The 26,024-nt window shown below is 61.3% G+C and carries 21 protein-coding genes; 12 read left to right on the top strand and 9 right to left on the bottom strand.

Annotated elements, in window-relative coordinates; translation table 11 throughout:
• Positions 1 to 44: 44 nt before the first annotated feature.
• The 7 genes from FEZ60_RS07860 to FEZ60_RS07830 form a co-directional block, all read right to left on the bottom strand.
• Positions 45 to 1,202 (bottom strand): acyl-CoA dehydrogenase, encoded by a 1,158-nt coding sequence (locus FEZ60_RS07860; RefSeq protein WP_045068613.1) that lies wholly within the window; start codon positions 1,200 to 1,202, stop codon positions 45 to 47.
• 149 nt (positions 1,203 to 1,351) lie between these two features.
• Complete coding sequence (locus tag FEZ60_RS07855; RefSeq protein WP_172935841.1) at positions 1,352 to 2,044, bottom strand: TetR family transcriptional regulator; 693 nt, start codon at positions 2,042 to 2,044, stop codon at positions 1,352 to 1,354.
• A gap of 83 nt (positions 2,045 to 2,127) precedes the next feature.
• Positions 2,128 to 3,642, bottom strand: a complete 1,515-nt coding sequence (locus FEZ60_RS07850) for a polysaccharide deacetylase family protein (RefSeq protein ID WP_172935840.1) — start codon at positions 3,640 to 3,642, stop codon at positions 2,128 to 2,130.
• A gap of 76 nt (positions 3,643 to 3,718) precedes the next feature.
• On the bottom strand, positions 3,719 to 5,506 hold the full coding sequence (glmS, locus tag FEZ60_RS07845) for a glutamine--fructose-6-phosphate transaminase (isomerizing) (RefSeq protein ID WP_172935839.1): 1,788 nt from the start codon (positions 5,504 to 5,506) through the stop codon (positions 3,719 to 3,721).
• Positions 5,507 to 5,629: 123 nt separating this feature from the next.
• On the bottom strand, positions 5,630 to 6,652 hold the full coding sequence (locus FEZ60_RS07840) for a glycosyl hydrolase family 18 protein (RefSeq protein ID WP_172935838.1): 1,023 nt from the start codon (positions 6,650 to 6,652) through the stop codon (positions 5,630 to 5,632).
• Between the two features lie 67 nt (positions 6,653 to 6,719).
• Positions 6,720 to 7,697, bottom strand: coding sequence for an NAD-dependent epimerase/dehydratase family protein (locus tag FEZ60_RS07835; protein ID WP_172935837.1), 978 nt, complete (start codon positions 7,695 to 7,697; stop codon positions 6,720 to 6,722).
• On the bottom strand, positions 7,694 to 9,070 hold the full coding sequence (locus FEZ60_RS07830; protein WP_172935836.1) for a nucleotide sugar dehydrogenase: 1,377 nt from the start codon (positions 9,068 to 9,070) through the stop codon (positions 7,694 to 7,696). The genes FEZ60_RS07835 and FEZ60_RS07830 overlap by 4 nt, the downstream gene beginning before the upstream one ends.
• 774 nt (positions 9,071 to 9,844) lie before the next feature.
• Here FEZ60_RS07830 and FEZ60_RS07825 point away from each other — a divergent pair.
• Positions 9,845 to 11,167, top strand: a complete 1,323-nt coding sequence (locus FEZ60_RS07825) for a glycosyltransferase family 2 protein (RefSeq protein ID WP_202025782.1) — start codon at positions 9,845 to 9,847, stop codon at positions 11,165 to 11,167.
• Here the strand turns inward: FEZ60_RS07825 and FEZ60_RS07820 are convergent.
• Positions 11,146 to 11,766, bottom strand: a complete 621-nt coding sequence (locus FEZ60_RS07820) for a TetR family transcriptional regulator (protein WP_172935835.1) — start codon at positions 11,764 to 11,766, stop codon at positions 11,146 to 11,148. The genes FEZ60_RS07825 and FEZ60_RS07820 overlap by 22 nt on opposite strands.
• 121 nt (positions 11,767 to 11,887) lie before the next feature.
• Between FEZ60_RS07820 and FEZ60_RS07815 the strand changes: the two genes are divergently transcribed.
• From FEZ60_RS07815 to FEZ60_RS07780, 8 genes are read left to right on the top strand one after another with little or no spacing between them, the layout of a single operon-like run.
• Positions 11,888 to 12,580 carry a tyrosine-protein phosphatase gene (locus FEZ60_RS07815; protein WP_172935834.1) on the top strand — a complete coding sequence of 231 codons (693 nt, stop codon included), beginning with the start codon at positions 11,888 to 11,890 and terminating at the stop codon, positions 12,578 to 12,580.
• A 45-nt stretch (positions 12,581 to 12,625) separates the two neighbouring features.
• On the top strand, positions 12,626 to 14,152 hold the full coding sequence (locus tag FEZ60_RS07810) for an ABC transporter substrate-binding protein (protein WP_172935833.1): 1,527 nt from the start codon (positions 12,626 to 12,628) through the stop codon (positions 14,150 to 14,152).
• On the top strand, positions 14,149 to 15,096 hold the full coding sequence (locus tag FEZ60_RS07805) for an ABC transporter permease (RefSeq protein ID WP_219110844.1): 948 nt from the start codon (positions 14,149 to 14,151) through the stop codon (positions 15,094 to 15,096). Before FEZ60_RS07810 ends, FEZ60_RS07805 begins: the two co-directional genes overlap by 4 nt.
• Entirely contained in the window at positions 15,086 to 15,946 is an 861-nt protein-coding gene (locus FEZ60_RS33080) for an ABC transporter permease (protein ID WP_172935831.1), read from the top strand. The genes FEZ60_RS07805 and FEZ60_RS33080 overlap by 11 nt, the downstream gene beginning before the upstream one ends.
• The gene (locus FEZ60_RS07795) at positions 15,943 to 16,938 is read left to right on the top strand and encodes an ABC transporter ATP-binding protein (protein ID WP_172935830.1); all 996 of its coding nucleotides are present in this window, start codon (positions 15,943 to 15,945) and stop codon (positions 16,936 to 16,938) included. Before FEZ60_RS33080 ends, FEZ60_RS07795 begins: the two co-directional genes overlap by 4 nt.
• Complete coding sequence (locus FEZ60_RS07790) at positions 16,938 to 17,963, top strand: ABC transporter ATP-binding protein (RefSeq protein ID WP_172935829.1); 1,026 nt, start codon at positions 16,938 to 16,940, stop codon at positions 17,961 to 17,963. The genes FEZ60_RS07795 and FEZ60_RS07790 overlap by 1 nt, the downstream gene beginning before the upstream one ends.
• A 6-nt stretch (positions 17,964 to 17,969) precedes the next feature.
• Positions 17,970 to 19,358 (top strand): family 1 glycosylhydrolase, encoded by a 1,389-nt coding sequence (locus FEZ60_RS07785; protein ID WP_172935828.1) that lies wholly within the window; start codon positions 17,970 to 17,972, stop codon positions 19,356 to 19,358.
• Entirely contained in the window at positions 19,358 to 21,103 is a 1,746-nt protein-coding gene (locus tag FEZ60_RS07780) for a glycoside hydrolase family 3 N-terminal domain-containing protein (protein WP_172935827.1), read from the top strand. Before FEZ60_RS07785 ends, FEZ60_RS07780 begins: the two co-directional genes overlap by 1 nt.
• Before the next feature lies 1 nt (position 21,104).
• Here the strand turns inward: FEZ60_RS07780 and FEZ60_RS07775 are convergent, their stop codons facing one another.
• Positions 21,105 to 22,712, bottom strand: a complete 1,608-nt coding sequence (locus FEZ60_RS07775) for an AMP-binding protein (protein WP_172935826.1) — start codon at positions 22,710 to 22,712, stop codon at positions 21,105 to 21,107.
• A 157-nt stretch (positions 22,713 to 22,869) separates the two neighbouring features.
• Between FEZ60_RS07775 and FEZ60_RS07770 the strand changes: the two genes are divergently transcribed.
• From FEZ60_RS07770 to FEZ60_RS07760, 3 genes are all read left to right on the top strand, one after another.
• Positions 22,870 to 23,721: a LuxR C-terminal-related transcriptional regulator gene (locus FEZ60_RS07770; RefSeq protein ID WP_172935825.1), complete on the top strand. Its 852-nt coding sequence runs from the start codon at positions 22,870 to 22,872 to the stop codon at positions 23,719 to 23,721.
• A 32-nt stretch (positions 23,722 to 23,753) separates the two neighbouring features.
• Positions 23,754 to 24,302 (top strand): GNAT family N-acetyltransferase, encoded by a 549-nt coding sequence (locus FEZ60_RS07765; RefSeq protein ID WP_172935824.1) that lies wholly within the window; start codon positions 23,754 to 23,756, stop codon positions 24,300 to 24,302.
• Between the two features lie 181 nt (positions 24,303 to 24,483).
• Positions 24,484 to 25,911, top strand: coding sequence for an amidase (locus FEZ60_RS07760; RefSeq protein ID WP_172935823.1), 1,428 nt, complete (start codon positions 24,484 to 24,486; stop codon positions 25,909 to 25,911).
• The last annotated feature ends 113 nt before the right edge of the window (positions 25,912 to 26,024 follow it).

Here is a 26,024-nt window from a genome sequence, read left to right as displayed (position 1 = left end):
CGGTAGTCAGAACTACCAGAAAGGCGCACGGGGCGCGAAGCGCCTTACTTCAACAGCGCACGCGACATCACGACGCGCTGGATCTGATTCGTGCCTTCGTAGATCTGCGTGATCTTGGCGTCGCGCATCATGCGCTCGACGGGGAAGTCAGTGGTGTAGCCGGCGCCGCCGAACAGCTGCACTGCGTCGGTGGTGACCTCCATGGCAACGTCGGAAGCGAAGCACTTGGCTGCGGCGGAGATGAAGCCGAGGTTCTTCTCGCCGCGCTCTGCGCGAGCAGCGGAGGTGTAAACCATCAGACGTGCGGCTTCGACCTTCATTGCCATGTCGGCGAGCATGAACTGCACAGCCTGGAAGTCGCTGATGGACTTGCCGAACTGCTTGCGATCCTTGGTGTAAGCCAATGCCGCGTCGAGGGCGCCCTGAGCAAGGCCGACGGCCTGTGCACCGATGGTGGGACGCGTGTGGTCGAGGGTTTCGAGTGCCGTCTTGAAGCCGGTGCCTGGTGCGCCGATGATGCGGTCGCCGGGGATGCGGCAGTTCTCGAAGTACAGCTCAGCAGTGGGGGAGCCCTTGATGCCGAGCTTCTTTTCCTTCGGTCCGACGACAAAGCCCTCGTCGTCCTTGTGGACCATGAAGGAGGAGATGCCGTTTGCGCCCTTGTCGGGATCGGTGACAGCCATGACGGTGTACCAGGTGGACTTGCCGCCGTTGGTGATCCAGCACTTGGAGCCGTTGAGGATCCAGTCGTCGCCGTCGGCCTTTGCGCGGGTGCGCATGGCGGCTGCGTCGGATCCGGCTTCGCGCTCGGACAGTGCGTACGACGCCATTCCGCCGTTCACGAGGTCCGGGAGAACCTTGGCCTTGAGCTCTTCGGAGCCCTTGAGGATCAGGCCCATGGTGCCGAGCTTGTTGACGGCGGGGATAAGTGAGGAGGAGCCACAGACGCGAGCAACTTCTTCGATGACGATGCAGGTGGCAACGGAATCGGCGCCCTGGCCGTCGTAGGCCTCGGGAACGTGGATGGCGTTGAAGCCCGACGCGTTGAGCGCGGTGAGTGCTTCCTCGGGGAACCGGGCGTTCTCGTCGACGTCCTTGGCGTGCGGCGCGATTTCCTTCTCGGAGAGTCCGCGGATAGCTGCCCGCAGCTCGTCGTGCTCTTCGTTCAGAGAGAAGAGATTGAAGTCTGGGTTTCCGGCCATGGGAGCACTCCTTGATGGAAGGTGGATCGAACGGCGCCAACAGAACCAGCATGGCTCGTCGGCGGACTGGTGCCAATGACGTCAGTCAAACACGGCACTCAGTGCCACGTCAAGGGAATGGGGTGTGACGTTGCGGTGTACGACAAGTATCAGCCGAGTTGTTCGTGAATTTTTTTGCTGATCTCTTCAGCTGAAGTTCCCGGAGGAAATGCCACTACCAGCACAGACTTCTCTTCTCGTGGACTGGACTTTGAACCAGGGGCAACGCCGTACGTGCGACGCACATTCAGCAGTGCTTGGCGCAGTGCGTCGGCTGTGGCGTCGGAATCGCCCTTGATCATGCTGCGCAAGAGGTAGTTGTGGCACGCGGTGACAGCGGCGGCGAATCCGACAACCTCGAGCACCGGTTCGCGCGGGACAGCGCTGCGCAGATAGTCGACAAAAAGCCGCTCGTACCGGAAACCTGTCACCAGTTCGCGGTCGCGCAAAGCAGGAACGTGCTGCACGACGCGGTATCGCCGCATCGACAGATCACGATTCTGCTGGAAGAAGTCGAAGACCAGACCGGCTGCTTCACAGACCGACGCCCACGGATCTGGCGACTCAGTGGACAGGAACTGCGCGACATGCGCGAGAAGCGACTCGTGATCGGCGAAGATCACGTCTTCCTTGGAACGGAACTGCCGAAAGAACGTGCGACGCGATACCCCGGCAGCAATGGCAATCTGTTCGACGGTGGTGGCTTCGTAGCCGTTCTCCGAGAACAACCGAATGGCTTGGGACGCGACATGGACGCGGAACTCTGTCGGATCGGTTCCGGGAATGTCTGGACGCTCATTCATGAATGCCAGTATCCACACTGCTTGTCGAATGACGGGCCTCGTACCTAGGACTCCGCTCGTAGTGCCGGCGAATCCCGCTTCGCCTACTCGGCTTCGATCGGCGCGAACGGTTGGCCGGGCAGAGTGTGTCCGGGCCCTGGCACAAACAGCGTGATCTCTGTTGGCGGACCAGTCGTAGTCGTCGTCTGAGGCTTTTCCGATCTCGACTGTGGCGCGGTAACGCCGATCGGAGGCGCTCCGATGGTGTCGTATAAACCGTAGTCGTCGGTGATGAGTTCACCGTCACTGAACAGGCTGAGCCCGAAGCTGATTCCGGTGAATCCGTCCGGAATCTGCGGAGTGGTCCATTCCGCTTCGGTGTAGCTGTCCTCAGGCCCGAACCAGGGACTCGCAGTCCAGTACGACCAGGCCCCAACAGCGTTACGCAGATAGACGGCAAACTGCGTGTTGGTGGTCGCGGTGTACCAAGCCCGTATTGAGTACGCATGACCTGGTGTGACGCTCGGTGCGCAGTTGCCGAGGTCGAGGGTCGGGATCAATTTACCGTCTCCGTCGACGTGTGCGGACATCGTCAGCTTCTGGGCTGTCGTGCCGGTTCTGCCGGGCGAAACAGGAGCGACGGCCCGGGAGTTGGTTCCGTACCCGCCTGCGCTCCAGCAGTCGGGAAGCCCTTGTGCTCCTGTGGTCTCGAGGCTTGGGTTCTGCAGTCCGTTGACGCCGGGGGCCGGAGCGGGCACAACCGCTCCGGGGTGCGCCGGCGTCGTGAATCCGCCGATTACCTGTCCGACGGTTTTCACCTCGGTTGTGTCGCTGCGCGCGGCAAGCCACGTGGCGAACTGTTCGAACAACGCCGGTGTGACGGCGAGTGGGCTGCAGTTGTCCGCGCATATGTTGTGGAAGGTCAGTTGTACCCATCCTCCACCGGTGTTCTCCGCGTTGGTCACGGTGTTTTGTAGATCTTCCAGCGTCCAGGTGTTGTCGACCTGTGCAGGTGCTCTGGTCGACAACCTGTTTCGGGGCGGCGTCGACTCCGCGTAATCGCAGTTTTCGCAACCGAACCGGGTCTTGAGATCCCCGAGTCTGCGGGCACTGTTGTATCCGCAGTCCGCGACAATCGATTGAGCCGCAAGGTTCATGGAGGCAAAGGGATAGGCGAAGTTGGCTGCGGGTAGACCCCAGTTGCTCAGATTGACTCGATCGTTGCACACCTGTCGAGTCACTTCCGCGGCCGGCAGTGCTGCAAGATCTGCGTGTCCCACTGTGTGTCCCGCTATCTCGTGACCGTCAGCGGAGAGAGATCGTAGATCGGCGAGGGTCAGGTGGCCTGGCGCGCCCACGAACCCGGTAATGACGAAGTACGTTCCCGCAAGGCCCTTCGACGTCAGCACCCGGCCGGCAGCAAGTGTGTCGGCATTGGAGTCGTCGAACGTCAAACTCACGATGGTGTTACCCGAATCGACGGGCGGGATGGTTGTGGGCGGCGAGGTTGTCGAATTGCCACCGAACGATCCACTCGATCCTGACTCGAACGGCGCTGCCTGCGCGACCGACCCGACGGGCATGTCGAACGCGACGAGGGCTGCGCTCGCCGCAACCATAGCGGTAGAAAGCAGTACTGTGGTAGTTCTTCTGCTACACAACAATATTCATCTCCATCGGTGTCGGGCAATCGATCTATTCCACGGTCACGGATTTGGCAAGATTTCGTGGTTTGTCGACATCCCTTCCCAGTTCGAGCGCGACGGCTCGGGCGAGAATTTGCAGTGGGACGACGGCTTCGAGCGGACCCCACGGAGTCGGTTCACCGGTGAGTACAGGAATTGTGCTTCCGTCATAGCCGACAGTGACGACTCGGGCACCGCGAGCACGAACTTCGGAAATATTCGCTCTCAGTCTCGGGTCGCCGTTTTCGACGGCAACCACGGGCGTTCCCGGCTCGATCAGCGCAAGTGGGCCGTGCTTGAGTTCGCCTGCGGGGTAGTGCTCGGCCCAGCGGTAGCTCAATTCTTTGAGCTTCAATGCGCCTTCCGCTGCGTAGGGGAGTGCGGAACCGCGTCCGAGGAAGAGGAAACCGCTTGCTGTGCTGAGATCGTGTGCGATCGCCGGCACTACGCGGCGCGAGATTTCGAGTGCGGTGGTCAGCTGTACCGGTAGTCGGCGCAACTGCTCGACAAGTTCGAGGGTTGCCGTCACAGAAAGTCGGCCCGATGACACCAGAGCAGACAACACAGCGCAGACTCCGACAATCACCTGGGCAACAAATGTTTTGGTCGCTGCGACGCCGATCTCTGGGCCGGCGGAGTATGCCAATACTGCGTCGGCGCGACGGCTCAGCGTCGAGTGCGGATTATTGGTCAATGCGAGTGTGCGCACTTCCGTCGGTACCGGGTGGTCGAGCGCTCGCAGGACGTCGGCTGTTTCTCCGGACTGGCTGATCGCGAGACGCAGGGTGCGAGGCAGGACGACGTCGTAGGCAACTTCGCTGCCGAGCGTCAGGGTTGTCGGAACTGCGGCGAGGCGCCCCAGTGTTTGCGCAATAACCCGTCCCGCATGCATCGACGTGCCGCAGGCGATGATCTGCAACGCGTCGAACGGGGGCAGCCCGAGCTCGTCCCACAATCGTCCGTTGGCGATGGCCGGACCCAGCTCGTCGATCAATTTTGCTGCCAGCACTGGCTGTTCGTCGATCTCCTGATCCATGAAGTCGGAGTGTCCTCGTAGTTCAGCCGGCGAATGCGTCCGGGCGAAATCGACGGGTGTCGGTGGATCGATCATCAGTCCGGAGTTGCGCCACCGAAGGGTCTCGCCGGCTTCGACCACATCGCCGTCTCTCAATATGTGGAATTCCGATGCCCACTCGGATACCGCTGCCGGATCACTGGTCACGAAGGTTCCGGCATCGTTGTGCGCCAGTAGCAGCGGTGAGTGATGAGCCGCTGCGACGAGCCGTCCCGTGCTTTCCTCGAGGACTGCCAGAGCCCACGAGCCTTCGAGTTGCGTCACGGCAGTCTGGACGGCATCGAATAAGTCGGACGATTCGGCAAGGCGCGCCTCGATCAGGTGGCAGACGACTTCGCTGTCCACGGCAGAGGAAAACTGATGCCCTGACGTCGTCAAGGTTGCGCGAAGCTCGTCGCAGTTCTCGATTATTCCGTTGTGCACAAGACTGATTCGTCCGGTGCAGTCGCAATGAGGGTGTGCGTTGGCTTCGTCGACGGCTCCGTGTGTGGCCCAGCGTGTATGGCCGATTCCGACGTTACCGAGTCGGGGTCCGTTCCAATCGTTCACCCGGTGTTCGAGGTCGTCGATACGGTGAACGGTGCGTATTCTCGCGAGAGTTCCTATCTCGGTGCTCACGGCGATTCCAACTGAATCGTATCCTCGGTACTCGAGATTCCGGAGTGCGGACAAGAGGACCGGCGCCGCGTGATCGCGGACTCGACACGCGACGATTCCGCACATCAGCGGGACTCGTGTCGCTGGAACATATTCAAGCGAGATGACGGGACGGAGAATGTGTTCACGGAGACTTCCTCGGAGAGTGGGGGTACGAGCGGTTGAAGTGATGTCGACGGTGACGGCAGGTCAGGAAACTACATCCCAGATTTCGGGGTCCTCGCCGCCGAGTCGCCACAGTGCGATCCCGTCCAGTTGATAGTGCTGTGCAACAGCGATTTTCGGCGCGATGCTGCGGGCGTCCTCGAACCAGACTTCGTGGGTTACGTCGCCTGTTCGATACGTGAAACGATTGGATCGACTGACCGGATCCCAGGCCGGTGTTGCAGAGTAGGTGACGCTCAGTTCCACCGCTTCCTTCCAGGTCAGTGGCGTGCCGCTAGCGCCGGTCCAGTCGTATCCGTACAGCGGGATTCCGAGCAGGAGCTTTTCCCGGGGTATCTGTTCTGTTGCGTACTGCACGACGCTGTTCACCCAGTCGTATGGTGCGATCGGACCGCTAGGGCTGTTCTCCCAATGCCGGTCGTACGCCATCACTACCACTTTGTCGGCAGAACGTCCGATAGCTGCGTAGTCCTGCGCCAGGTTGCGTGTGTCGTACCCGGCGTCGTCCTCTTTGGGGTGGACCGTGACATAGAGGACCTTGCCGATCTCCCGTATCCGGACGGCAAGATCGGATACGAAGGAGGAGAACAATTCTCGATCGTCGGTATGGAGATCCTCGTAGTCGATCTGAACACCGGAAAATGTATCCGACGCGGTGAGCGTGGTCAACGAATCGATATGCGCAGCGCGGAGAGACGGATCGCGCAGAATACGTGCCACGGTGGTGCGATCCCAGCGTCCAGCGGTGGTATTCGCGACCGAGGGCACAACCTGCAGATGGTCTGCCTGCGTGCGAATCTCGTCAATTCGATTGACGGCGTGTTCACTTGAAGGCTCTGGTACAATCGACCCGTCTGCGCCGACCGAATACACGAAGGGTGCGGCCACGTCGATGTCTTGGGACTGATCCTGCAGAGAATCCAGTGCGCTCTCCGAGTCCCAGTGTGGCAATGCGGCGACCACACGAGAGCCCGCGGGAACAACGGTGGTCGAACTCATGCCGAGGAGGCTGGCACTGCCGATGACGGCCGCTGCAGTAATTGCCACCAGAACTCCAAACCTGTTTCTCTGCATTGTGATCCGCGAATTGCGGCGTCCCAGCCTGGACATCCGGTCAGTGAACAGCGGGCGCCAGCGCTTTCAGGTCGCCGGTTATATGCAGGATGATTTCGTCCACAGTTGTCGTGGGACGAAATCCGACCAGATCACGAGAACGTGTGTTGTCGGGAACACGCCGACGCATGTCCTCGTAGCCTGCGGGGTACGCCTGGCTGTAGGGGACCAGGGTGACGGGGCTCGGGCTTCCGGTGAGCTCGATGATTCTACGAGCAAGGTCGAGAATCGAGATCTCCTGTGAGCCGCCTAGATTGAATGCCCGACCGAATGATTCGGGGGTTTCGAGGATGCGAACGATGCTCGGAACGACATCACCCACGTAGGAAAAGCAGCGTGTTTGGCGACCGTCACCGAACACGGTGAGAGGCTCTCCGTTCAGTGCTTGCTGCACAAGATTGGGGACAACCATCCCGTATCGACCGGTTTGGCGCGGTCCAACCGTGTTGAACAGTCGGACGATGGCCACATCCAGGCCGAGTTCGCGCCAGTACGCATGGGCGAAGGCCTCGTCGATTCCCTTTGCCGCAGCGTAGGTCCACCGCGAGATCAACGGGGATCCGAGGATACGGTCGGAATCCTCATGCAGGCTGTCGGAGGTGTTCTTTCCGTAGATTTCGCTGGTCGATACCAGGAGCATGTCCGCCCCGGCTTCGAGGGCAGCGTCGAGAACGTTCTCGGTGCCGTGGATGTTGGTGCGTAGGCTCTCGAGTGGCCGGTCGACGATCAGACGTACCCCGACCGCTGCTGCCAGGTGAAATACGCGGTCGACTCCTGCCATCACGTCGTGGACGCATCGTCGATCCGTGACGGTGCCCTCGACGAAACGAAAGTTCTTGTGTCCCGCGACAGTCGCAAGATTGTCGAGTGTTCCGGTGGAGAGATTGTCGAGGACGACCACGTCGTCTCCGGAGTCGAGGAGATGCTCGACGAGGTGACTTCCGACAAAGCCCGCTCCACCTGTGACGACAGTTTTCATGATGCGCGCCTTTCGTCGATGTTCGTTGTTTCAACCGTCACGGCGAGGGTTGTCTGTCGGTAGGTCATGTCGAGTACTGCTCGAGCGGCAGGCAGCCAACTGAGATCGACGTCGGAATGAGCGGTGTGCACGAGAATCAAATCTGCTCCGAATGCGACAGGATCGTCGATTCCTGTGAGTACCGCGCCGCTCCGTAAGGTGAGGGTCTCGAAATGCGGGTCGTGATAGACCACGTCGGCGCCCTCCGCAAGCAGGGAATCGAGGATTTCGAGTGCCGGCGACTCTCGGTGATCCCCGACATCGGGCTTGTATGCAACGCCGACAACAACTATGCGCGTCCCGCGCAGACCTTTGCCTCGATCGGAGAGGGTGTGGAGAATCTGTTCCAGGACACGGTGCGGCCGGGCCGAGATGGCAGTCATCGCCTGCTCGATCAGCGGCGCGCCGAGTCGCTCCTTACGTAGCTGCCACAAGAGATAGTGCGGATCGCAGGGTATGCAGTGCCCGCCAACCCCTGGTCCGGGATAGAAAGGCATGAACCCGTACGGCTTTGTGGCGGCAGCAGCGATCACGTTCATCACATCGATGTCGAGCGTGAGGCAGATTTCGGCAAATTCGTTGGCAAGGGCGATATTGACTGCGCGAAACGTGTTTTCGAAAAGTTTGGTTGCCTCTGCCACTTCGGGAGAGTCGACGCGGTGCAGCCGTGTCGTGTACCGGAGCAACACGGACGACGCCGCGTCTGTGCAGGCCGGCGTAGCTCCGCCGATCACTCGGGGAACCTCTTCGTGGCTGAATCGATCGTTGCCGGGGTCGATGCGTTCGGGGCTGAACGCGACGAAGACGGCCGATCCGACGGGCAGGTCACGGTCCGTGAGGGGATCGATCAGCAAGTCGCGAGTGCACCCCACATACGACGTCGACGTCAGCATCAGTACCTGGCCCGTGACCGCATGATCCACGACGGTGGAACAAGCGGCGCCGAGTGCTTGGAGATCCGGAGTCAGGTGCTGGTCCACCGGTGTGGGCACGCAGACGATGACGGCGGCAGCCTCACGCAGTCGGTCTGTGTCGGTGGTGGTTTCGAAGGCCGGATCATCGACTGCGACGGCAAGTCGAAGGCGATCGGTCTCGAGAAGATCGACATTCTTCTGATCGATCGCCACGAGCCGCTCTGTGCTGACATCGATTCCGAGGACGCGGGCGCCGGCTGTGTGAAAGGCCAACGCCGTAGGAAGGCCGACGTAGCCGAGGCCGACGATCGCCACGTCGAAGGAAAATGTCCCATGCGGGGGTGGACTGTCCGAGATGAGTTCGACCAGATTGCCATTATCCCGAGGAAACTCTGTGGCTGCTGACGTATTGGGTTGCATCACATTCTCTTTTCGATAAGACGGCGTCGTATGCAGCGCTGGTGTACCTGCATTCCACTGCGGAAGCAGTGCCGAGATTTCAAGCAGTAGTCGAGGTCAGGGAAGATACTGCGAATTTCCGATCCACCTCATGGCTGCGCAATCTGAACCTTGATGCGAGGAGGTAGCTGTGAACCGTCAAATCGGACGTTTCGGACTCGATATTTGCATGAATGCTCGGGGTCGTCAAGGTATGCGCGGGATTCAACTTGATAGCTGTCGAATGGTTTGAGGATGTTCGATTGGTGGTAACTGGAGATGTTACGACTGCAAAACCGAGCCTGCGTGATACGTAACCGCTGTTTGTGTCGCATTTTCTTGATGGGTATGTCTGCAAATCGGTACCGACGTGAACTGTGCCCTGGATTTGCGGAAAGTCGACGGTGTCAAGGTGAACTCTCGGAGTGGGCATCGTGGAGCGAGACTTCTCGTATAGGGGCGCGAGCCGCGAAGATTTACTGTAAGTTCACAAACGGGGCAATTCGTACAGTGATTATCTCCGGCAAGAATCACCGCTATTGATATTCGGGAATTGTCGATGTGATTATTTCGACGGGCTGGGGAGGTTTGGAATTAGTTCCGAGTGATTTCGTTTCTGGAGTCGATGCATTTGGTCGAGTGGATGGAATGTGGCTGCATGAATCAGTTTTGTCGTCTCACGAGTTCGCTGACGTCTGGGGGACCCGGGCAGGGTCCGACCTATTACGCCGGTCCGGTGTGGGCAGGAGGTGATCTGTGATAGCGATAGTCGTTCTGTCGATTGTCATGTTCGGGGTCAATGCGGTCTTCTGGTCTGCGGTGGGCGGGATGAGGAGGATCGAGCAGTTCCGGCAGGAGAGAATTGCCGGGCCATCCGGTGGGCAAGTAGCTGGTCGGGGAGCGCGGAGTGCCGAACGGTTGACCCCGGACGACGTAGCGATTCTCATTGCGGCCCACAACGAGGAACTCGTTGTCGAGCTCACCATCGGGTCTGCATGTTCGCTTGTTCCCGCATCGAACGTCCACGTTGTCTCCGATGGAAGTAGTGACCGAACAGCGGATCTGGCGCGGTCGGATGGTGCGCGAGTGCTGGAACTTCAGCCGAACGTGGGAAAAGCCGGAGCACTGGCTGCCGCGATCGAGAACTTCGGGCTTTCGGAAAAATACGCAGTGGTTCTACTGCTCGATGCAGATACCCGGTTGTCCGCCGACTACCTGGAAACGGGTCTACCCTATTTCGACGATCCGGATGTGGTTGCGGTGGCGGGCCGTGCGGCCACCAACGTCGATCCGACGCCAGCTACCCGGCTCGGTCGAATTCTGGTTGCGTATCGTGAACGTGTCTATGTCGCAATGCAATTGCTGATCAAGTACGGGCAGGCGGCCAAGCGTGCAAACGTGGTCTCGATCGTGCCGGGATTTGCGAGCATGTACCGGACAAACATTCTTTCCCGGATCGACATCGATGCTCCCGGTTTGGTGATCGAGGACTTCAACATGACATTCGACGTGCATGCTCAACAGTTGGGGAGGATCGCCTTTCATCCGAGTGCTGCAGTGGCTTACACCCAAGATCCGGACAGCTTCCGTGAATACACGAATCAGGTGAGGCGGTGGACACTCGGCTTCTGGCAGACCGTGCGCAGGCACCGTGTACGAGCCGACAAGTTCTGGCTGGCGCTGAGCTTCTACATTGCAGAATTGATAATCAGCAGTGTGGTGTTGCTGCTTTTTGTTCCGCTGCTCGTGGTATCACTGGCCGCTGCCGCAGCTGCGCGCTGGATGCCGGCACCACCTGAACCCCTTGTGGAATTTGCGAATACGCTACCGCCGCTGTACTTGGTGCTGGGATTGCTGATTCCGGATCTGATCCTTACTGTCCTTGCCGTGGTCACGATGAAACGGCCCCGGTATCTGTTGTACGCACCGATCTTTCCGTTGATTCGGATAGTCGACTCCTACCTCTGTCTGCGTTCCTTGGCGCAATCTCGGGCCGGCGGCTCGAGTGGAAGGTGGACCAGTCCGACGAGACGGGCAGTTGTGGATGGTCGTGCTTCCTATCCGGAAGAGTTGGTGTGACGGGCCAGGTCGACCAGTTCTGTCATGGCGCCGAGCCAACTTTCCGCGTGAGCACCTGCCGGGTTGGTCCGGAAGAAGTGCGTGATGATGATCGAGCGGAAGAACCCGGCCATCACTTCGGCGCGGTGGTCGAACACCGACTCGACCACGTCGAGTCGGCACTTGGTGGCATCTCGCATGCGCTCGGTGGCCTCGTCGGCTATTTCCGATGCGTACCGAGAGACTGCGGGCACAACCAGCAACGAGGTTCGCAGGTTTCGTCGAACAACGGTCTCCGGCGACAGTTCACGGGCGTCGAATTGCGTCACGACGCCCATCAACGCAGTGAGTGGATCAAGTTCTGGCGGTGCGGACCGATATCCGGCAATGATCTCCTCGAAGGATTCGAGTGAGAACAGTGTTGCTTCCTTGGTTCTGAAATAACGGAAGAACGTGCGCGGTGCGACTTCGGCAGCATCGGAGATCTGTTCGACGGTGGTGTCCGTAAAACCCTGGCGAAGAAAGAGTTCGACAGCGCATGATCGGATCGCCCGACGCGTGATGTCCTTCTTGCGTTCGCGTCGACCGATGTCCGATGCTGCCCCACCCGTGTTGTTCATAAAGGCATTTTGACGTAGCGACCCGCGTTTGGGGTACTCGAATCCTGTTGTTCACCATTTCGACGGCAACTTGTGGCATGAATGCCAACTGGCAGTCGTGCCACTTTGTGACTGTGTGTTCATGGCAACCTCCACTTCCGCGTTCGGGCTCCCGAACGGTCGACTACTGCTTGGGGATTCCGAGGCGTCGTATTCGGTATATCGCTCTGCTGCAGCAAGTTTGGCCACTTCCGATGAGCTTGCCGCGGCGCCGGACACAATGACCTGGCTCGATTTGCGGACACCGCAGGAGCAAGCCGCAGACAGTGGGCCAGGCCTACCGCCGAGTTGGGTGGTCGAACGGGTGAATGCGCACCCTTCTGGCGATCTGGCACTGACTGAGCAGAACGCGATAGTGCAGCAGTTCATCAACGGAACAGTATCTTTCGGCCAGTTCTACGTCGCTCTGCTCGAGCGATCCTCGGCCGAGTTGGCGCGCGCTGTCAGCGTTGTCGTGCGAGCGAACGGCCCGGTGCTGCTGACCTGTCAGGTCGGGCGTGATCGAACGGGAGTTCTCAGCGCACTCCTCTTACTCGCGGTCGGGGCTACGCGGGACGAGGTGATCGCGGACTACCTGCGAACAAACGACGCTCTCCTCGTTCTCGCCGAGCGGCTGCCCGAGATGCCGAAGGAGTTCGATTTGACGTGTCTGGCAACCGATATCGAGCTGGCGCTCGATTACATCGAGCACCGCGGTGGAGCGCAGTCCTATCTGATCGCTTCCGGATTGCCCCCTGAAGACCTTCACCTGCTGCTCACTCGATTCTCCCGCTGAACACACCAGCAACCCACACCAAAGACAGCCTTCGAAAGGATTTTCGTGAAGACCTCACGACGTCTCATCACCGTAGCTGCGGCCTTGGCCGTAGCGTCGACACTTGCCGCCTGTTCGTCCGGGGGAAGCGCAGCCACTTCGGGCGAGCCGGTCGACGGCGGTACGGTCACCGTCGGTATGGATCGTGACATCACGTCGCTCGATCCGGCCAAGGGGGCCATCACGCAGCAGCCCACATTCATTCTGGCGAACGCGTTGTTCGATCCGCTGTTCACCTACGCCGACGACGGCGCGGTAGTGCCACTCTTGGCGCAGAGTCTGGAAAGTGATGCTGCACAGACCAAATGGGTGATGAAACTTGCCTCCGACGTGACGTTCAGCGACGGCAGCCTGCTGGGAGCGCAGGCAGTGATCGACCACATCACTCGCTTGGCGGATCCGGCGACAGCGTGTGCGTGTGCACGGGACGCCAAGAGCATCGTCGAGATGACGGCCGTCGATCCGACAACCATCGACTTCACTCTCGACCGTCCGAACTCCGCCTTCAAGAATCTGTTCACCCGCCAACTCGGTTACGTGACGTCGCCGACGCTCGACGAATTCGGCGTCCCGCTCGGTTCCGGCCCGTACGTCCTGACCGGAAATCAGTCCGGAACGTCGATCACGATGGATCGCAACCCCGAGTACTGGGGCGAGCGTGGGCACGCTGACTCGCTCGACTTCAAGATCCTCCCGGACAGCGACTCCCGGTACCAGAGCCTGGTTTCCGGAGAGGTCGATCTCATCTGGTCCGAAAGTTCCACACAGTTCCTGCAGGCGCCCACTGACGGGTTCACGGCGTCGACCGCGGACACCGGAATGTCGACGGGCCTGTTCAATACCAAGGTGGCACCGTTCGACAGCCCTGTGGTGCGTCAAGCCGTTCAAGCCGCGATCGACCGGGACGTTCTGCGCAGCGTCGTGAACGAAGGCACCGGCGACGTGAGCTACGGGCCGATTCCGTCGACGTCGTCGTACGAGCAGACTGCCGAGTACCCTGCATTCGATCAGGATCGTGCCCGGAAACTTGTTGCGGAATACGGCAAGCCGATCTCTTTCACCTACACCTCCGACAACCGTCCGCAGTCGCAGCAGCGGGCAACCGTCATCAAGCAGATGCTCGCCGATGTCGGAATCGAGGTGACGCTCAACCCTGTGGACACGACCACGTGGGGCACGGTTCTGCGCTCCGGAGATTTCCAGATGGTCGACATGACGACCAGCCTTTTCGGTGACGCCGACTCCGGCAGCACCAGTTTCTTCGCCTCGACCGGAGTGTCGAACTTCTCCAAGTACGCCAACGCGGACGTCGATGCCTTGATCAGCGACATGCTCGGTGAGCAAGATCCGGATCAACGCTCCGAACTGCTCAACGATATTGCCGCGCAGGTCTTCGTCGACGCACCGGTGGTTTTCTACACCCAGAACGTCGACGGCTACATCATGTCCGATCGTGTCGGCGGAGTGCCGGATGTCTCTACCCGGTCGATCATCTCGGTTCGCCCGAGTGAGTTCTGGGCAGCCACGTCGTGATTCGCTCCACCGCTGTTCGAGGAGGGCGAGCGCTGCTCGTGCTCGCTCTCCTCGGGCTGGTGACCATGGCTTTGCCCGCACTGCTTCCCGGTTCGCCGGCCATCACTGTCCTCGGGCCGGAGGCCACGGCGGAACAGATCGCGCAGTTCACCAGCATGTACCACCTCGACGACAATGTTTTCGCGCGATTCGGGCGCTGGCTGAGTTCTGCCGTGACCGGTGATCTCGGCACGTCGATCATCACGAAGAACTCTGTGGGAGAGGAACTTCTGGAGCGTCTTCCGGTGACTTTGGAACTACTGGTGGCGAGTCAGATCATCGCACTGGCAATCGCGATCCCGGTTGCCCTGCGCTCGGCGTGGAAGCCTGGCTCGATCTTCGACCGGGTCGCCACCCTATTCAGCTACGTCACGCTGTCGACTCCGGGATTTGTTCTCGGGGTGCTGTTGATCTACATCTTTGCGATCTGGTTGGGGTGGCTACCGGCCACGGGATGGGTCAGTTTCACCGACGACCCCGTCGGCAACCTTCGCTTCCTGATCCTGCCGGCGTTGACGATGGGACTGACCGAGGCAGCCGTCTACACCCGAACACTGCGCTCGGATGCAATGGACACTCTCGACCAGACCTACATTCATGCTGCCCGCAGTCGGGGGATGAGCGGCACCCGCTTGCTGAGTGCCCGTGCTCTACGGCCGTCTTCCCTGCCGTTGCTGACCATGGTGGGCATCGCAGTCGGCGGGGCGTTCGGCGGAGCTGTACTGGTCGAAACTCTCTATGCCGTACCGGGAATCGGCCGACTGATACAGACGGCAATAGCCGGGCGTGACTTCCCCGTCGTCGAGAGTGTCGTGATCATTGCCGGTGTGGCCGTGGTCGTCGTGACGATTCTCGTGGACCTCACCTACCGATTGATCGATCCGAGGATTGCCCGTGAGCTATGAATCCGTTGCTGTCACAGAGCCTCGGTGGGACGTGCTGGGAGACCTGTGGCGCGGAGTCCGGCGAGCGCCGGGAATCACCCTTGCTTCGGTGTGGCTCGTCGCGCTGTTCGGCGCAATTCTTCTCTCCAACTTCACAGATCTCATGGATCCGCTCGAAGCGGACTTCGGTGCAGCCAGGCAAGCGCCGAGTGCCGCCCACTGGTTCGGTACCGACTCCACGGGCCGAGATGTCTTCGCGCGCACAGTTGCCGGTGCACAATCTTCGTTTGTAGTCGCCCTGATCACCTTGACGGTGGGCATGGTCGGCGGCAGCATCATCGGGATACTTTCCGGCTACCTTCGTGGGTGGACCGACCGTGTTTCCGGCTTGCTCATCGACGTGCTCATGGCGTTTCCCTCGTTGATTCTGGTGATGATCGTGGTGTCGTTCCGAGGCCCGAGCCTGCTCACGATCGGAACCACTATCGGAGTACTCACCACTCCGACCTTTGCCCGCGTCACGCGTGCTGCGACACTGAGCGCACGTGAACGCGAGTACATCCAGGCAGCACGTCTGATGGACACACCCCGGTGGCGAATTCTTCTGGGCGACATAGTTCCCAACGTCGCTCCGGTTGCCATCACCTTTTCCTTCACCGCGATGACCGGTGCCATTGTCGGGGAAGGTTCACTCAGCTTCCTCGGCTTCGGGCTGGTACCGCCGACGCCGTCCTGGGGCGGGATCATCGCCGACGGGCGGAGTTTGCTGGCCACCGCTCCCTGGGTGACCTTGGCACCTGCAATTGCGTTGTGCGTGACGGTGTTGTCGATCAACCTCATCGGTGAGAGAGTCAAGGAGAAACTTCGATGACCCAGGTCCTTCCGCCACTCCTGCGGGTCGAGAACCTGTCCGTTCAGTATACGAAGCCCACTGGCACTACCTACGTGTTGGAAGATGTTTCGTTGACTGTCCGGGCCGGGGAGTCGCTCGGAATCGTCGGTGAATCCGGCTCGGGGAAGTCGGTACTCGCGCGGATGATTCTCGGTGTCGAGTCTGCGCGGGCCGCAGCCAGTGTCCAAGGGGCGATCTACTTCGACAATCGCGAACTGACCGGCTTGGCAGCACGCGAGCGGGCCGGGTTGGCCGGTGTCGACATCGCAATGATCTTCCAAGACCCCATGACGTCACTCAATCCGGTGGTTCGGGTGCGACGCCAGTTGATGGAGTCGGTAAGCAATCGGCAGCGGCTGAGCCGAAAGGCGGAGCGGGAGGGCGCTGTCGAACTTCTCAGGGCGGTAGGGGTTCCGGATCCGGAGCGACGCGTCGACGCGTATCCGGCGGAGTTCTCAGGTGGTATGCGGCAGCGTGTCGGCATTGCTGCTGCCATCGCGGGCAAACCACGGTTGCTGTTGGCAGACGAACCGACCACTGCGCTCGACGTCACCATCCAGCGCAAAGTGCTGGATCTGCTCGACGGCCTGCGGCGCGATCTGGGCATGTCGATGCTGCTGGTCACCCACGATCTGGGTTTGCTGACCGGTCGAGCCGAGCGCACGGCGGTGCTCTACGCCGGGCGCATGATGGAGACGGGACCGACGGTCTCGGTGACCACCACACCGGCTCACCCGTACACGCGTGGTCTGCTCGATTCGATTCCGCGGGTCAGTGGCCCGTGGCGCCGTGAATTGCCGACCATCGCAGGTTCGCTGCCCTCGATGGCGGCGCCGCGGGTGGGGTGTCCGTTTGCCCCTCGCTGCCCGATTGCGTTGCCCCGCTGCTCGAACGAACGACCGCCGATGACCACCGTTGCATTCGGCCACGAGGCCGCGTGCTGGAATTTGGGCGAGAAGGGCACATCGTGATGACACAGGCAAATTCGGTCAGAGATCGGGTGGGAACCGCTGAACGAGACGGGAATCAGGCGCCGGCACTACGGACCGCCGGATTGTCCGTCAGCTTCGAAACTCCGCGAGGGGTACTGCGCGCGGTGACCGACGTTAATCTGACACTGCATTCCGGGCGAATCCTGGCGCTGGTCGGAGAATCCGGATCGGGGAAATCCACCGTGGCGCGGTCGGTTCTGGGTTTGACCGCCCGCACCGGTGGCGAGGTCTTCTACGAGGGCCGACCGCAAGCCGCGGTGCGTGAGCGTCGCGGCCGTGCCGATCGCAAGCAGATGCAGATGGTGTTCCAGGATCCGGTGGCCTCTCTCAATCCCCGTCGGCAGATTCGGGACATCGTGGCCGAGCCGCTGGTGGTCCGCAAGATGGATCGGGCGGCGCGGCGGGCGCGGGCGGAGGAATTGCTTGCCGAAGTGGGGCTTGATCCGGACGCGTACGGCGAGCGGTTGCCGAGGGAGATCTCGGGCGGGCAGGCTCAGCGTGTAGCCATTGCCCGCGCTGTGGCCGCAGAGCCGTCGGTTCTTGTTGCGGACGAGCCGGTTTCAGGTCTCGACGTGTCCGTCCAGGCGACTGTACTCAACTTGCTCCGGGAGTTGACCGACCGGCGGGGTCTGTCGATTCTGTTCATCTCCCACGATCTTGGTGTTGTTCGGGCGCTGTGTGACGATCTTGCCGTTCTGTACCTCGGACGAGTGTGCGAGACGGGCCCGACGGAGGAGGTGCTGGCAGCCCCGGCGCACCCGTACACCGCGGCTCTGCGTGCAGCCGTCCCGGAACCTGGTGAGATGCTCGGCGAACTCGGCTTGTCCGACGTTGAGCCACCATCACCACTGAATCCGCCGAGCGGCTGCGCTTTTCGAACTCGATGCCTCCGCGCTCACGACCGATGCGCAGCGGACATTCCGCAACTTCGCACTATCGCACCGGGTCGTCAGGTGGCTTGTCACAGCCCGCTTGTCGGATCCGACCAACAAGCAGTGAGGTGAAAGAACATGCGCGATTTCGGCCCGGAATTCCTCTGGGGGACGGCAACGTCGGCTTATCAGGTGGAGGGCGGTTGGAACCAGGACGGAAAGGGACCGTCGATCTGGGATGACTACGCGCACAACGGTTTGTGTACTCCGGATGGCACGAACGGAGATGTTGCTGCCGATCACTACAACCGGCTCGGTGAGGATCTCGACCTGATCGGGGCATTGGGAGCCAAGATCTATCGGTTCTCGGTGTCGTGGCCGCGGGTCCTTCCCGGTGGCACCGGGAAGGTGAATGCTGCCGGCCTGGACTTCTACGACCGCCTGGTCGACGGTCTTGGCGAGCGCGGTGTCGGTGCGGCGCCAACTCTGTATCACTGGGATCTACCGAGCGCGCTGCAGGAACGTGGCGGCTGGATGAATCGGGATATCGCGCAGTGGTTTGCCGAGTACACGGCGATTCTCGCGGATCGGCTCGGGGATCGGGTGGCCCAGTGGATCACACTCAACGAGCCGCTGGTCCCGACGGTGGGCGGGTACGTGGCCGGTGCGTTGCCGCCGCACCAGAAGCTGGGGCGCGCCGGACTGGCCAGTATCCATCACATGCTGCTTGCACACGGCCGGGCAGTCGAGACGTTGCGGGAATTGGGAGTGCCTGGCCAGATCGGGACGACGCTGTCGCTGTCCGGAGTCGAACCGGCAAGCTGGTACCCGGACGACGTGGAAGCGGCACGTAAGGCCGCACACTTCACCGAGGCGCTCTTTCTGGATCCGTTGTTGACCGGCAACCATATCCCGGAACTCGACGATGAACTGCGCTCTCAGGGCGTGGTGAAAGACGGCGACATGGAGACCATTTCGTCACCGTTGGACTACCTCGGGGTCAACTGGTACGCCACCATGGGAGCTGCCGCACCGCACAATGCGCATCGGTACACCGAGAACGTGCCAGACGCAGCACGGTTGTTCACGGGGGCGAACCCTGAACTCGAACGCTTCGGCTTTGCGATTGTTCCGCTACCGGGCTGGGAGTGGGGCGGCAGTCACCGGCAGATCACGCCGGGCGGTCTCGGGCATCTGTTGCGGTGGATCGACGACAGCTATCCCGATCATCCGCCCTTCGTCATCGGCGAAAACGGCCTTGGTCTCGTGGACGAGAGTGGGCCGTGCGGCCCGTACGACGACATCGTGCGGGTCGAGCACATCGACGCTGTGCTCGACGATCTAACCGAGGTCATCGCGTCGGGAATCGACGTTCGCGGTTTCTACGTCTGGTCGCTGATGGACAACGTCCAGTGGAATTACGGATTCACTCAACGGTTCGGATTGGTGCACGTGGACGCGCAGACATTGGTGCGTACCCCGAAGACCTCGTTCCGGTGGTACCGACATGTAGCAGGAGGAAACTGATGAGTGACAAGACACTACCGTCGTCGCGTTCGGTCGATCTGACCGCGGCACCATTCCATCTCGGGGTCGAGGACGTGGAATGGGTACGGACGACAATTGATTCGATGAGTCTTCCCGAGAAGATCGGGCAGCTCTTCGTCAATCACAATGCACATTTCGACAATGCGTATCTCGATCGCCTGGTTGACGAGTTCCGCGTCGGTGGGATACGGCATCACACCGCGCCGGCCGCCGAGGTTTCCGCAGTGGTGCGACGGGTGCAGGAGCGGGCGAAGGTGCCGCTGTTGGTGGCGGCAAACATCGAGGCCGGCGGCGACGCCACTGCCAGCGAGGGCACCCTGGTGGGCTCGGCACTGCAGTGCGCGTCGGCGCCCGACCTGACGGCGTCCCGCCGCATGGGATTTGTCGGCGGCGCGGAATCTGCTGCCGTGGGCTGCAATTGGTCGTTTGCCCCGGTCGTGGACGTGCACTACAACTGGCGCAACACGGTGATTGCCTCGCGCGCGTTCGGTGACGATCCCGACGTCGTGATCGATCATGCCCGGGCCTACTCCGAAGGAATTCGAGACGGAGTCGCCGAACGCCCGATGGCTCTGTGTGCCAAGCATTTTCCGGGTGACGGGGTGGACGAGCGGGATCAGCACATGGTCACCTCCGTCAACACGATGACAACGGCGGAGTGGGACAACAGTTTCGGGAGGATCTACCGGAACATGATCGAGGACGACATCGCCTCGATCATGATCGGACACATTGCGCTGCCGGAGTATTCGCGGCAGCTTCGCCCCGAGATCGACCGGATTCTGCCGGCGACCATAGCGCCGGAACTGGCCGACGACCTGTTGCGTGGACAACTCGGGTTCAACGGTCTGATCCTCACTGACGCCACTCACATGATCGGGTTCACCGCGGCATTGCCGCGGCGTGAATTGCTTCCGGCAGCAGTCAACGCGGGCTGTGACATGGTGCTGTTCTTCCGTGATCCGGTGGAAGATCTCGAGATCATGCGCACCGCCGTCGAAACTGGTGTGGTCAGTGCCGAGCGGCTGGATGTCGCACTCCAGAGAATTCTCGGACTCAAAGCGTCTCTCGGATTGCATCGAGCTCAGATCGCGGGAACACTTGTCCCTGACGACGACGCGCGGGCCGTGGTCGGCTGTGACGAGCATCGGGCCATCGCGGCTGACGTCGCCGATCAGACGGTGACGCTGGTCCGCGACACCGGCGTGTTGCCGCTCGACGTGGACACCCATCGCCGGATCCGGTTGATCTGCCCACCGGATCTGCTTCGATACGGCGCGCCGCCCAGCTACCAGGGCGCGATGAGGGCGGAACTGGAAGCTGCGGGGTTCGAAGTCGAGGACTATCCGCCGGCGTTGCCGAAGTCATTTGCCGAGATTCTCGACCACGTCGGCAGCTCCAACCGGGACTTCGGAAAGTCGTGCGACGCGGCGATCGTTGTGGCCGGGTTCCACGGGATCGGCCGGCAATCGTCGGTGCGACTTGCGTGGTCGATGCCGTTCGGTCCCGAAATGCCCTGGTACAGCGCCGAAGTTCCGACCATCTTCGTCTCGCTCGGGCTGCCCAACCATCTGGCCGACGTGCCGATGGTGTCGGCGCTGATCAATGCTCACGCGCCGACACCCGAGGTGATTCATGCCGTCGTACAGAAGATCCTGGGCCACAGTGAATTCCGGGGCTCGCACAACAACAAGGTGTTGTGCGGGTTGACCGAAATACTCTGAACTACTTCGTTATCGCCCGGAGCTCGAACTTGAGAACCTTGCCCGTCGGTGTGCGAGGAAGATCCAGGGGAAAGACGATGTCCCTCGGAACCTTGTACCCGGCGAGCAAGGACCGGGTGTGCGCGACAAGCTCTTCGGCGGTCGCAGTCATGCCCTTGCCGAGGACGACAAACGCTTTGGGACGCTCGCCCCACTTCTCGTCGGGAACCCCGATCACCGCAACGTCGATCACCGCGGGGTGGCTCATGATCGCCTGCTCCACCTCGACGGTAGAGATGTTCTCGCCACCGGAGATGATGATGTCCTTCGCGCGGTCCTTGAGCTGAATGTATCCGTCGGGATGCATGACGCCGAGGTCTCCTGAATGGAACCACCCGCCGGCAAAGGCTTCCGCGGTTGCGGCCTCGTCACGGTAGTACCCGAGCATGACGTTGTTGCCGCGGAGCACGATCTCGCCCATGGTCTGACCGTCGGCGGGAACGTCGTTCATGTCGGGGTCGACGACCCGTGCATTTTCCGCCTGGACCATGCCAACGCCCTGCCGGGAAAGCAGCGCGGCGCGTTCGGACTGTGGCTTCTCGTCCCAGGCTTCCTGGTATTCGCAGATCGTGTACGGCCCGTACACCTCGGTGAGGCCGTACACGTGGACGACGGTCACACCGATGTCCTCGAGCTTGCCGATGATCGTCGGCGACGGGGGAGCACCTGCGGTGGTGATGCGAAGGGCGTCGACCTTGTGGGCCTGATCCGCGTCGGCGATGGTGGAGCAGACAGTTGGTGCGCCGCACAGGTGGGTCACGCCCAAGTTGTCGATCGCATCCCAGATCGAATCGGCGCGGACGGCGCGCAGGCAGATGTGGGTGCCGGCGGCCTGGGTAACTGCCCACGGTGTGCACCAACCGTTGCAGTGGAACATCGGCAGTGTCCACAGGTACTTGGTGGAGCCGGTGAACCCGTTGTGGAAGGTTTCACCGAGGGAGTTCAGGTACGCGCCGCGGTGGGAGTACATGACGCCCTTGGGTTTTCCGGTGGTACCCGACGTGTAGTTGATGGCGATGCACTGCTGCTCGTCGTCGACCCCCCAGTGCAGTGGCTGATCGGCGATCGCTTCACCTTCTGCCAACAGATCGGCGTACTGCCCGGTGACGATTCCGGTGGGAACCTTCGGGTACGGGACGGTGGAGTCCGGGATCTCGATGATCTCGCGCAGGCTCGGCACGTTTGTTTTCGACGACGCGACGGAACCGACGAACTCGGAGTCTACGAACAGGATCGTGGTTCCCGAGTGATCGAGAATGTACTCGAGTTCAGGTCCGGCGAGGCGCGAGTTGAGGGCGATCAGGATTCCGCCGGCCAGAGGCACGGCAAAATGCGCAAACAGCATTTCGGGAATGTTCGGCGCCAGGTAAGCGATGCGATCGCCGGGCTGGATACGGTCCCGCAAAACACGTGCCAGAGCGGCTACCTCGTCGCCGAACTCGCGGTAGGTGTACGTCCGATCACCGTGAATGACGGCGGTGCGATCTGGGAACACCGACGCGCTGCGTTCGAGAAAGCGCAGCGGGCTGAGCGGGGTGTTGTTGGCTGTGAGTGCGGTGGGTGCAGACACGGGTTCCTCCGAGGTTCGCGTGGTCGGACGTTGCAGCTCACCCGTCACGGTGAATGTGATCGGCGCTACAAACGCTCGTGTTGGACGATATTGGGCTAGCCCACCAGCCGCTACCCTACGAAGTGGGTATCCGCGTTTTCCCCGACCAGGAGTGCACGTGAACAGGGTTTTAAGGCCGAGCGACGACGACGCGTTGCGGGCGGCGCTGCGCCGGCTGCAGCCTCAGACGGAACTGCCGGTCCTGTTCGGTGGGGGAGTGAGCGGCAACTCCTTGACCATCACCAGCTACGTCGGTACGCACAGCACTCTGCTGCGCAACCTCGAGATCAACGCGGCATGCGGACTCGGTGGGCGGGCTATCGCCGAGCAGCGCACAGCTGTGGTGCAGGACTACGCCAATTCGTCTCAGATCACCCACGACTACGACTACGAGGTCGGCACCGAGCGAATCGAATCGTTGATGGCGGTTCCCGTGGTCGTTCGAGGGAAAACCCGCGGCGCGCTCTATGGCGGACTGCGCGCCAACCTGCCGATCGGAGATGTTGTTGCAGACAAGATGATGCGTGCGTCCTACTCGTTGGCACGCGAAATCGAGATCCGCGACGAGGTTGATCGTCGTGTCGCGATGATCGACACTGCTGCGGTGGAACAGGTTTCGAGCCGCGAGGCAAAAATATCGGAGACGTTGACGGAAAGTTTCCTCGCGTTGGGTGAGATCGCGGCAGGTCTGCAGGACGAGAAACTCAGTGCGCAGGTTCACGCCGTCGAGGCAAAACTTCGGGCCTTGACGGCGCCTGCAGAGATCGCGAGTGCGGTAGTGCTGTCGCCGCGTGAAACGGACGTGATGAGGTACGTCGCGTTGGGGCTGCGCAACGCCGAAATCGCGGAGCGTCTGTCCTTGAGCGTCGAAACCGTCAAGACGTACATGCGCAATCTCATGGCCAAACTCGATGTGCGAAGTCGTCATGAGGCGGTTGTCGAAGCTCGTCGTCACGGTCTGATTCTGTGATCACGCACAAATAGAGGTGCAAAGATACCGGCATGGGTCGTCGCATCATTCTGAATACCGAACGACTGACGTTGACGACTTGGCTCCCGTCCGACTTCGAGGACCTCGCTGCGCTACACGCTGATGCCCTGACCATGCGGTTCATCGGGTACGGACGACCAGACACTCGGGACGAGGCGCAGTCGCGGCTGGACGGGTATCTCGATGAACAGAGAACTCGGGGTTGGACCAAGTGGCGCGTGGAGAACCGCGCCGGCGACATGATCGGCCGGGCAGGATTCGGTGAGTTCGGCTCGAGTCGTGAACTGGCGTATGCCTTTCGGCGGGATCAGTGGGGGAATGGTCTCGCTACTGAGGTTGCCTCGGCGTTGGTGGACTGGCACTTCGAATATCCGGCGTTCGACCTGCCGTCGCGTAGCCTGTGCGCGCATGTAGAGGCCGGACATCGAGCGAGTATGCGGGTGCTCGAGAAGGTTGGCTTCGATTTTGTGGACACGCGCGAGTACAAGGGTGTTACCTGTGCGTTCTTTCAGTTTCCCGTCGTAGCGCTGCCCGGGCCGGCCGGGAAATCCGACGCGTAGCCGATCTGGGACGTGAAAGTTATTTTCGGCCTTCACGAACCCTTACCGGCGATGGCCTGCTTGATTGCGATCCGCCATCGCGCTTGTCCCGGTAAGCGGAATCCTCGAGACCCGCCGCCGTTGTGGTTGATATGACGGACCTCACAATCGCACAAGCAGCACACGAGTGATGAGGGCATCGATGCAGGATTTGTTCGACAACAGTGACATGACGGGCCTGGCCGGGGCGATTCGCAAGGGGGACGTATCCGCCAAGGAGGTCCTGGAGTTCAGCCTTGACCGGCTCGACGAGCGGAACCCGGCCGTCAATGCAGTGATCAGCGAGCGCCGCGACGAAGCTCGGAACGAGGTCGCTGCCGGTCTTCCCGAAGGCCCACTGCAGGGTGTGCCGTTCGTGATCAAGGACCTCGGACTTGATGTCGCGGGTCTGCCGAGTACCAACGGATCTCGTTTGTTCGCCGATGCTGTGGCGCAGGAGGATTCGACGCTCGTCGAGCGATACCGTCGTGCGGGTCTGGTGATTGTCGGTAAGACGAACACTCCGGAGTTCGGCAAGAATGCGAGTACCGAACCTGCACTGTTCGGCCCTACCCGCAACCCGTATGCACTCGATCGCTCACCCGGTGGGTCGTCGGGAGGCACGGCTGTAGCTGTTGCAGTGGGAATCGTGCCCGCGGGCCATGCCAGTGACGGCGGCGGCTCGATCCGCATCCCGGCGTCTGCCTGCGGCCTGGTTGGTCTCAAGCCGAGCCGTGGTCGTACCCCGACGGCGCCGGCACGAACTCTGTTTGCGTCGCCGATGGGTGTTCACCACGCGCTTACTCGCAGTGTGCGCGACACCGCTCTGCTCCTCGATCTTTCCGCTGGACCCACTGTGGGCGATCCGTACGTGATCCTGGCGCCGAAGCGGCCGTACGTCGAGGAAGTGGGCGCGGATCCCGGACGCTTGCGGATTGCTCTGAGCAACGCGCTACCGGACGGCACGCCGGTGGACCCGGAGTGTGCGGCCGTCACCGCGAGCGTCGCCGGTCTGCTCGAAGAACTCGGCCACCATGTTTCCGAAGGCGCCCCGGACTTTCCGCTCGATGCACTGACTTCCGGGCTTTCCGTGTTGATGGGCATACCGATGACCATCGAGGTCGATGCACGACTCGAGGCCGTGAACCGCGCAATCCGCGACGACGACCTCGAACCGATGGCTCGGATGATCTACGACCGCGCGAAGTCCGAAACCGCGACCAATGTAGTCAAGGCGCTGCAGGAACTCGAGCGAGCAGCGCAGGTGATCGGTGCGTTCTTCGTCGATCACGACCTGTTGCTGACCCCGACGATGGCTCGCCCGGCCGCTCCGCTTGGTCTCCTCGATACGGCAAATCCCATGTCGATCTGGGAGCACTCGGCCGGATACAGCGGATTGACCAGTCCGTTCAACAGCTCTGGTCAGCCCGCGATTTCCTTGCCGATGGGTCATGACTCGGCCGGTGTGCCCATCGGCGTCCAGTTGGTTGCCGCCTTCGGGCGCGAAGATGTGCTGATTCAGGTTGCGTCGCAACTCGAAACGGCACGCCCGTGGTCCATCGCTCCGGTGTGGCCGCCGACCCAGGGATAACAGTGCGACAGCAGCGGCCCGGCGGTGGTTTCATGTCCGCTGCCGGGCCGCTTTGTCGTGTGTGGAGGCGTTCGACAAGCCCGCGGAAATTCAAAAAGTATTTCTAATCGAAA

This window comes from Rhodococcus sp. MS16, assembly GCF_013277795.1.
Lineage (GTDB): Bacteria > Actinomycetota > Actinomycetes > Mycobacteriales > Mycobacteriaceae > Rhodococcus_F > Rhodococcus_F globerula.
Note: the sequence above shows the minus strand (reverse complement) of the source record. Positions and strands in the feature narration are given on the sequence as shown.

Bases quoted from the DNA above. Each gene is read 5' to 3' on its own strand.
- FEZ60_RS07835 (WP_172935837.1), bottom strand. From the start codon at position 7,697: ATGAAAACTGTCGTCACAGGTGGAGCGGGCTTTGTCGGAAGTCACCTC.
- FEZ60_RS07820 (WP_172935835.1), bottom strand. From the start codon at position 11,766: ATGAACAACACGGGTGGGGCAGCATCGGACATCGGTCGACGCGAACGC.
- FEZ60_RS07855 (WP_172935841.1), bottom strand. From the start codon at position 2,044: ATGAATGAGCGTCCAGACATTCCCGGAACCGATCCGACAGAGTTCCGC.
- FEZ60_RS07760 (WP_172935823.1), top strand. From the start codon at position 24,484: ATGCAGGATTTGTTCGACAACAGTGACATGACGGGCCTGGCCGGGGCG.
- FEZ60_RS07790 (WP_172935829.1), top strand. From the start codon at position 16,938: ATGACACAGGCAAATTCGGTCAGAGATCGGGTGGGAACCGCTGAACGA.
- FEZ60_RS07815 (WP_172935834.1), top strand. From the start codon at position 11,888: ATGGCAACCTCCACTTCCGCGTTCGGGCTCCCGAACGGTCGACTACTG.
- FEZ60_RS07795 (WP_172935830.1), top strand. From the start codon at position 15,943: ATGACCCAGGTCCTTCCGCCACTCCTGCGGGTCGAGAACCTGTCCGTT.
- glmS (WP_172935839.1), bottom strand. From the start codon at position 5,506: ATGTGCGGAATCGTCGCGTGTCGAGTCCGCGATCACGCGGCGCCGGTC.
- FEZ60_RS07785 (WP_172935828.1), top strand. From the start codon at position 17,970: ATGCGCGATTTCGGCCCGGAATTCCTCTGGGGGACGGCAACGTCGGCT.
- FEZ60_RS07850 (WP_172935840.1), bottom strand. From the start codon at position 3,642: ATGGTTGCGGCGAGCGCAGCCCTCGTCGCGTTCGACATGCCCGTCGGG.
- FEZ60_RS07860 (WP_045068613.1), bottom strand. From the start codon at position 1,202: ATGGCCGGAAACCCAGACTTCAATCTCTTCTCTCTGAACGAAGAGCAC.
- FEZ60_RS07780 (WP_172935827.1), top strand. From the start codon at position 19,358: ATGAGTGACAAGACACTACCGTCGTCGCGTTCGGTCGATCTGACCGCG.
- FEZ60_RS07765 (WP_172935824.1), top strand. From the start codon at position 23,754: ATGGGTCGTCGCATCATTCTGAATACCGAACGACTGACGTTGACGACT.
- FEZ60_RS07830 (WP_172935836.1), bottom strand. From the start codon at position 9,070: ATGCAACCCAATACGTCAGCAGCCACAGAGTTTCCTCGGGATAATGGC.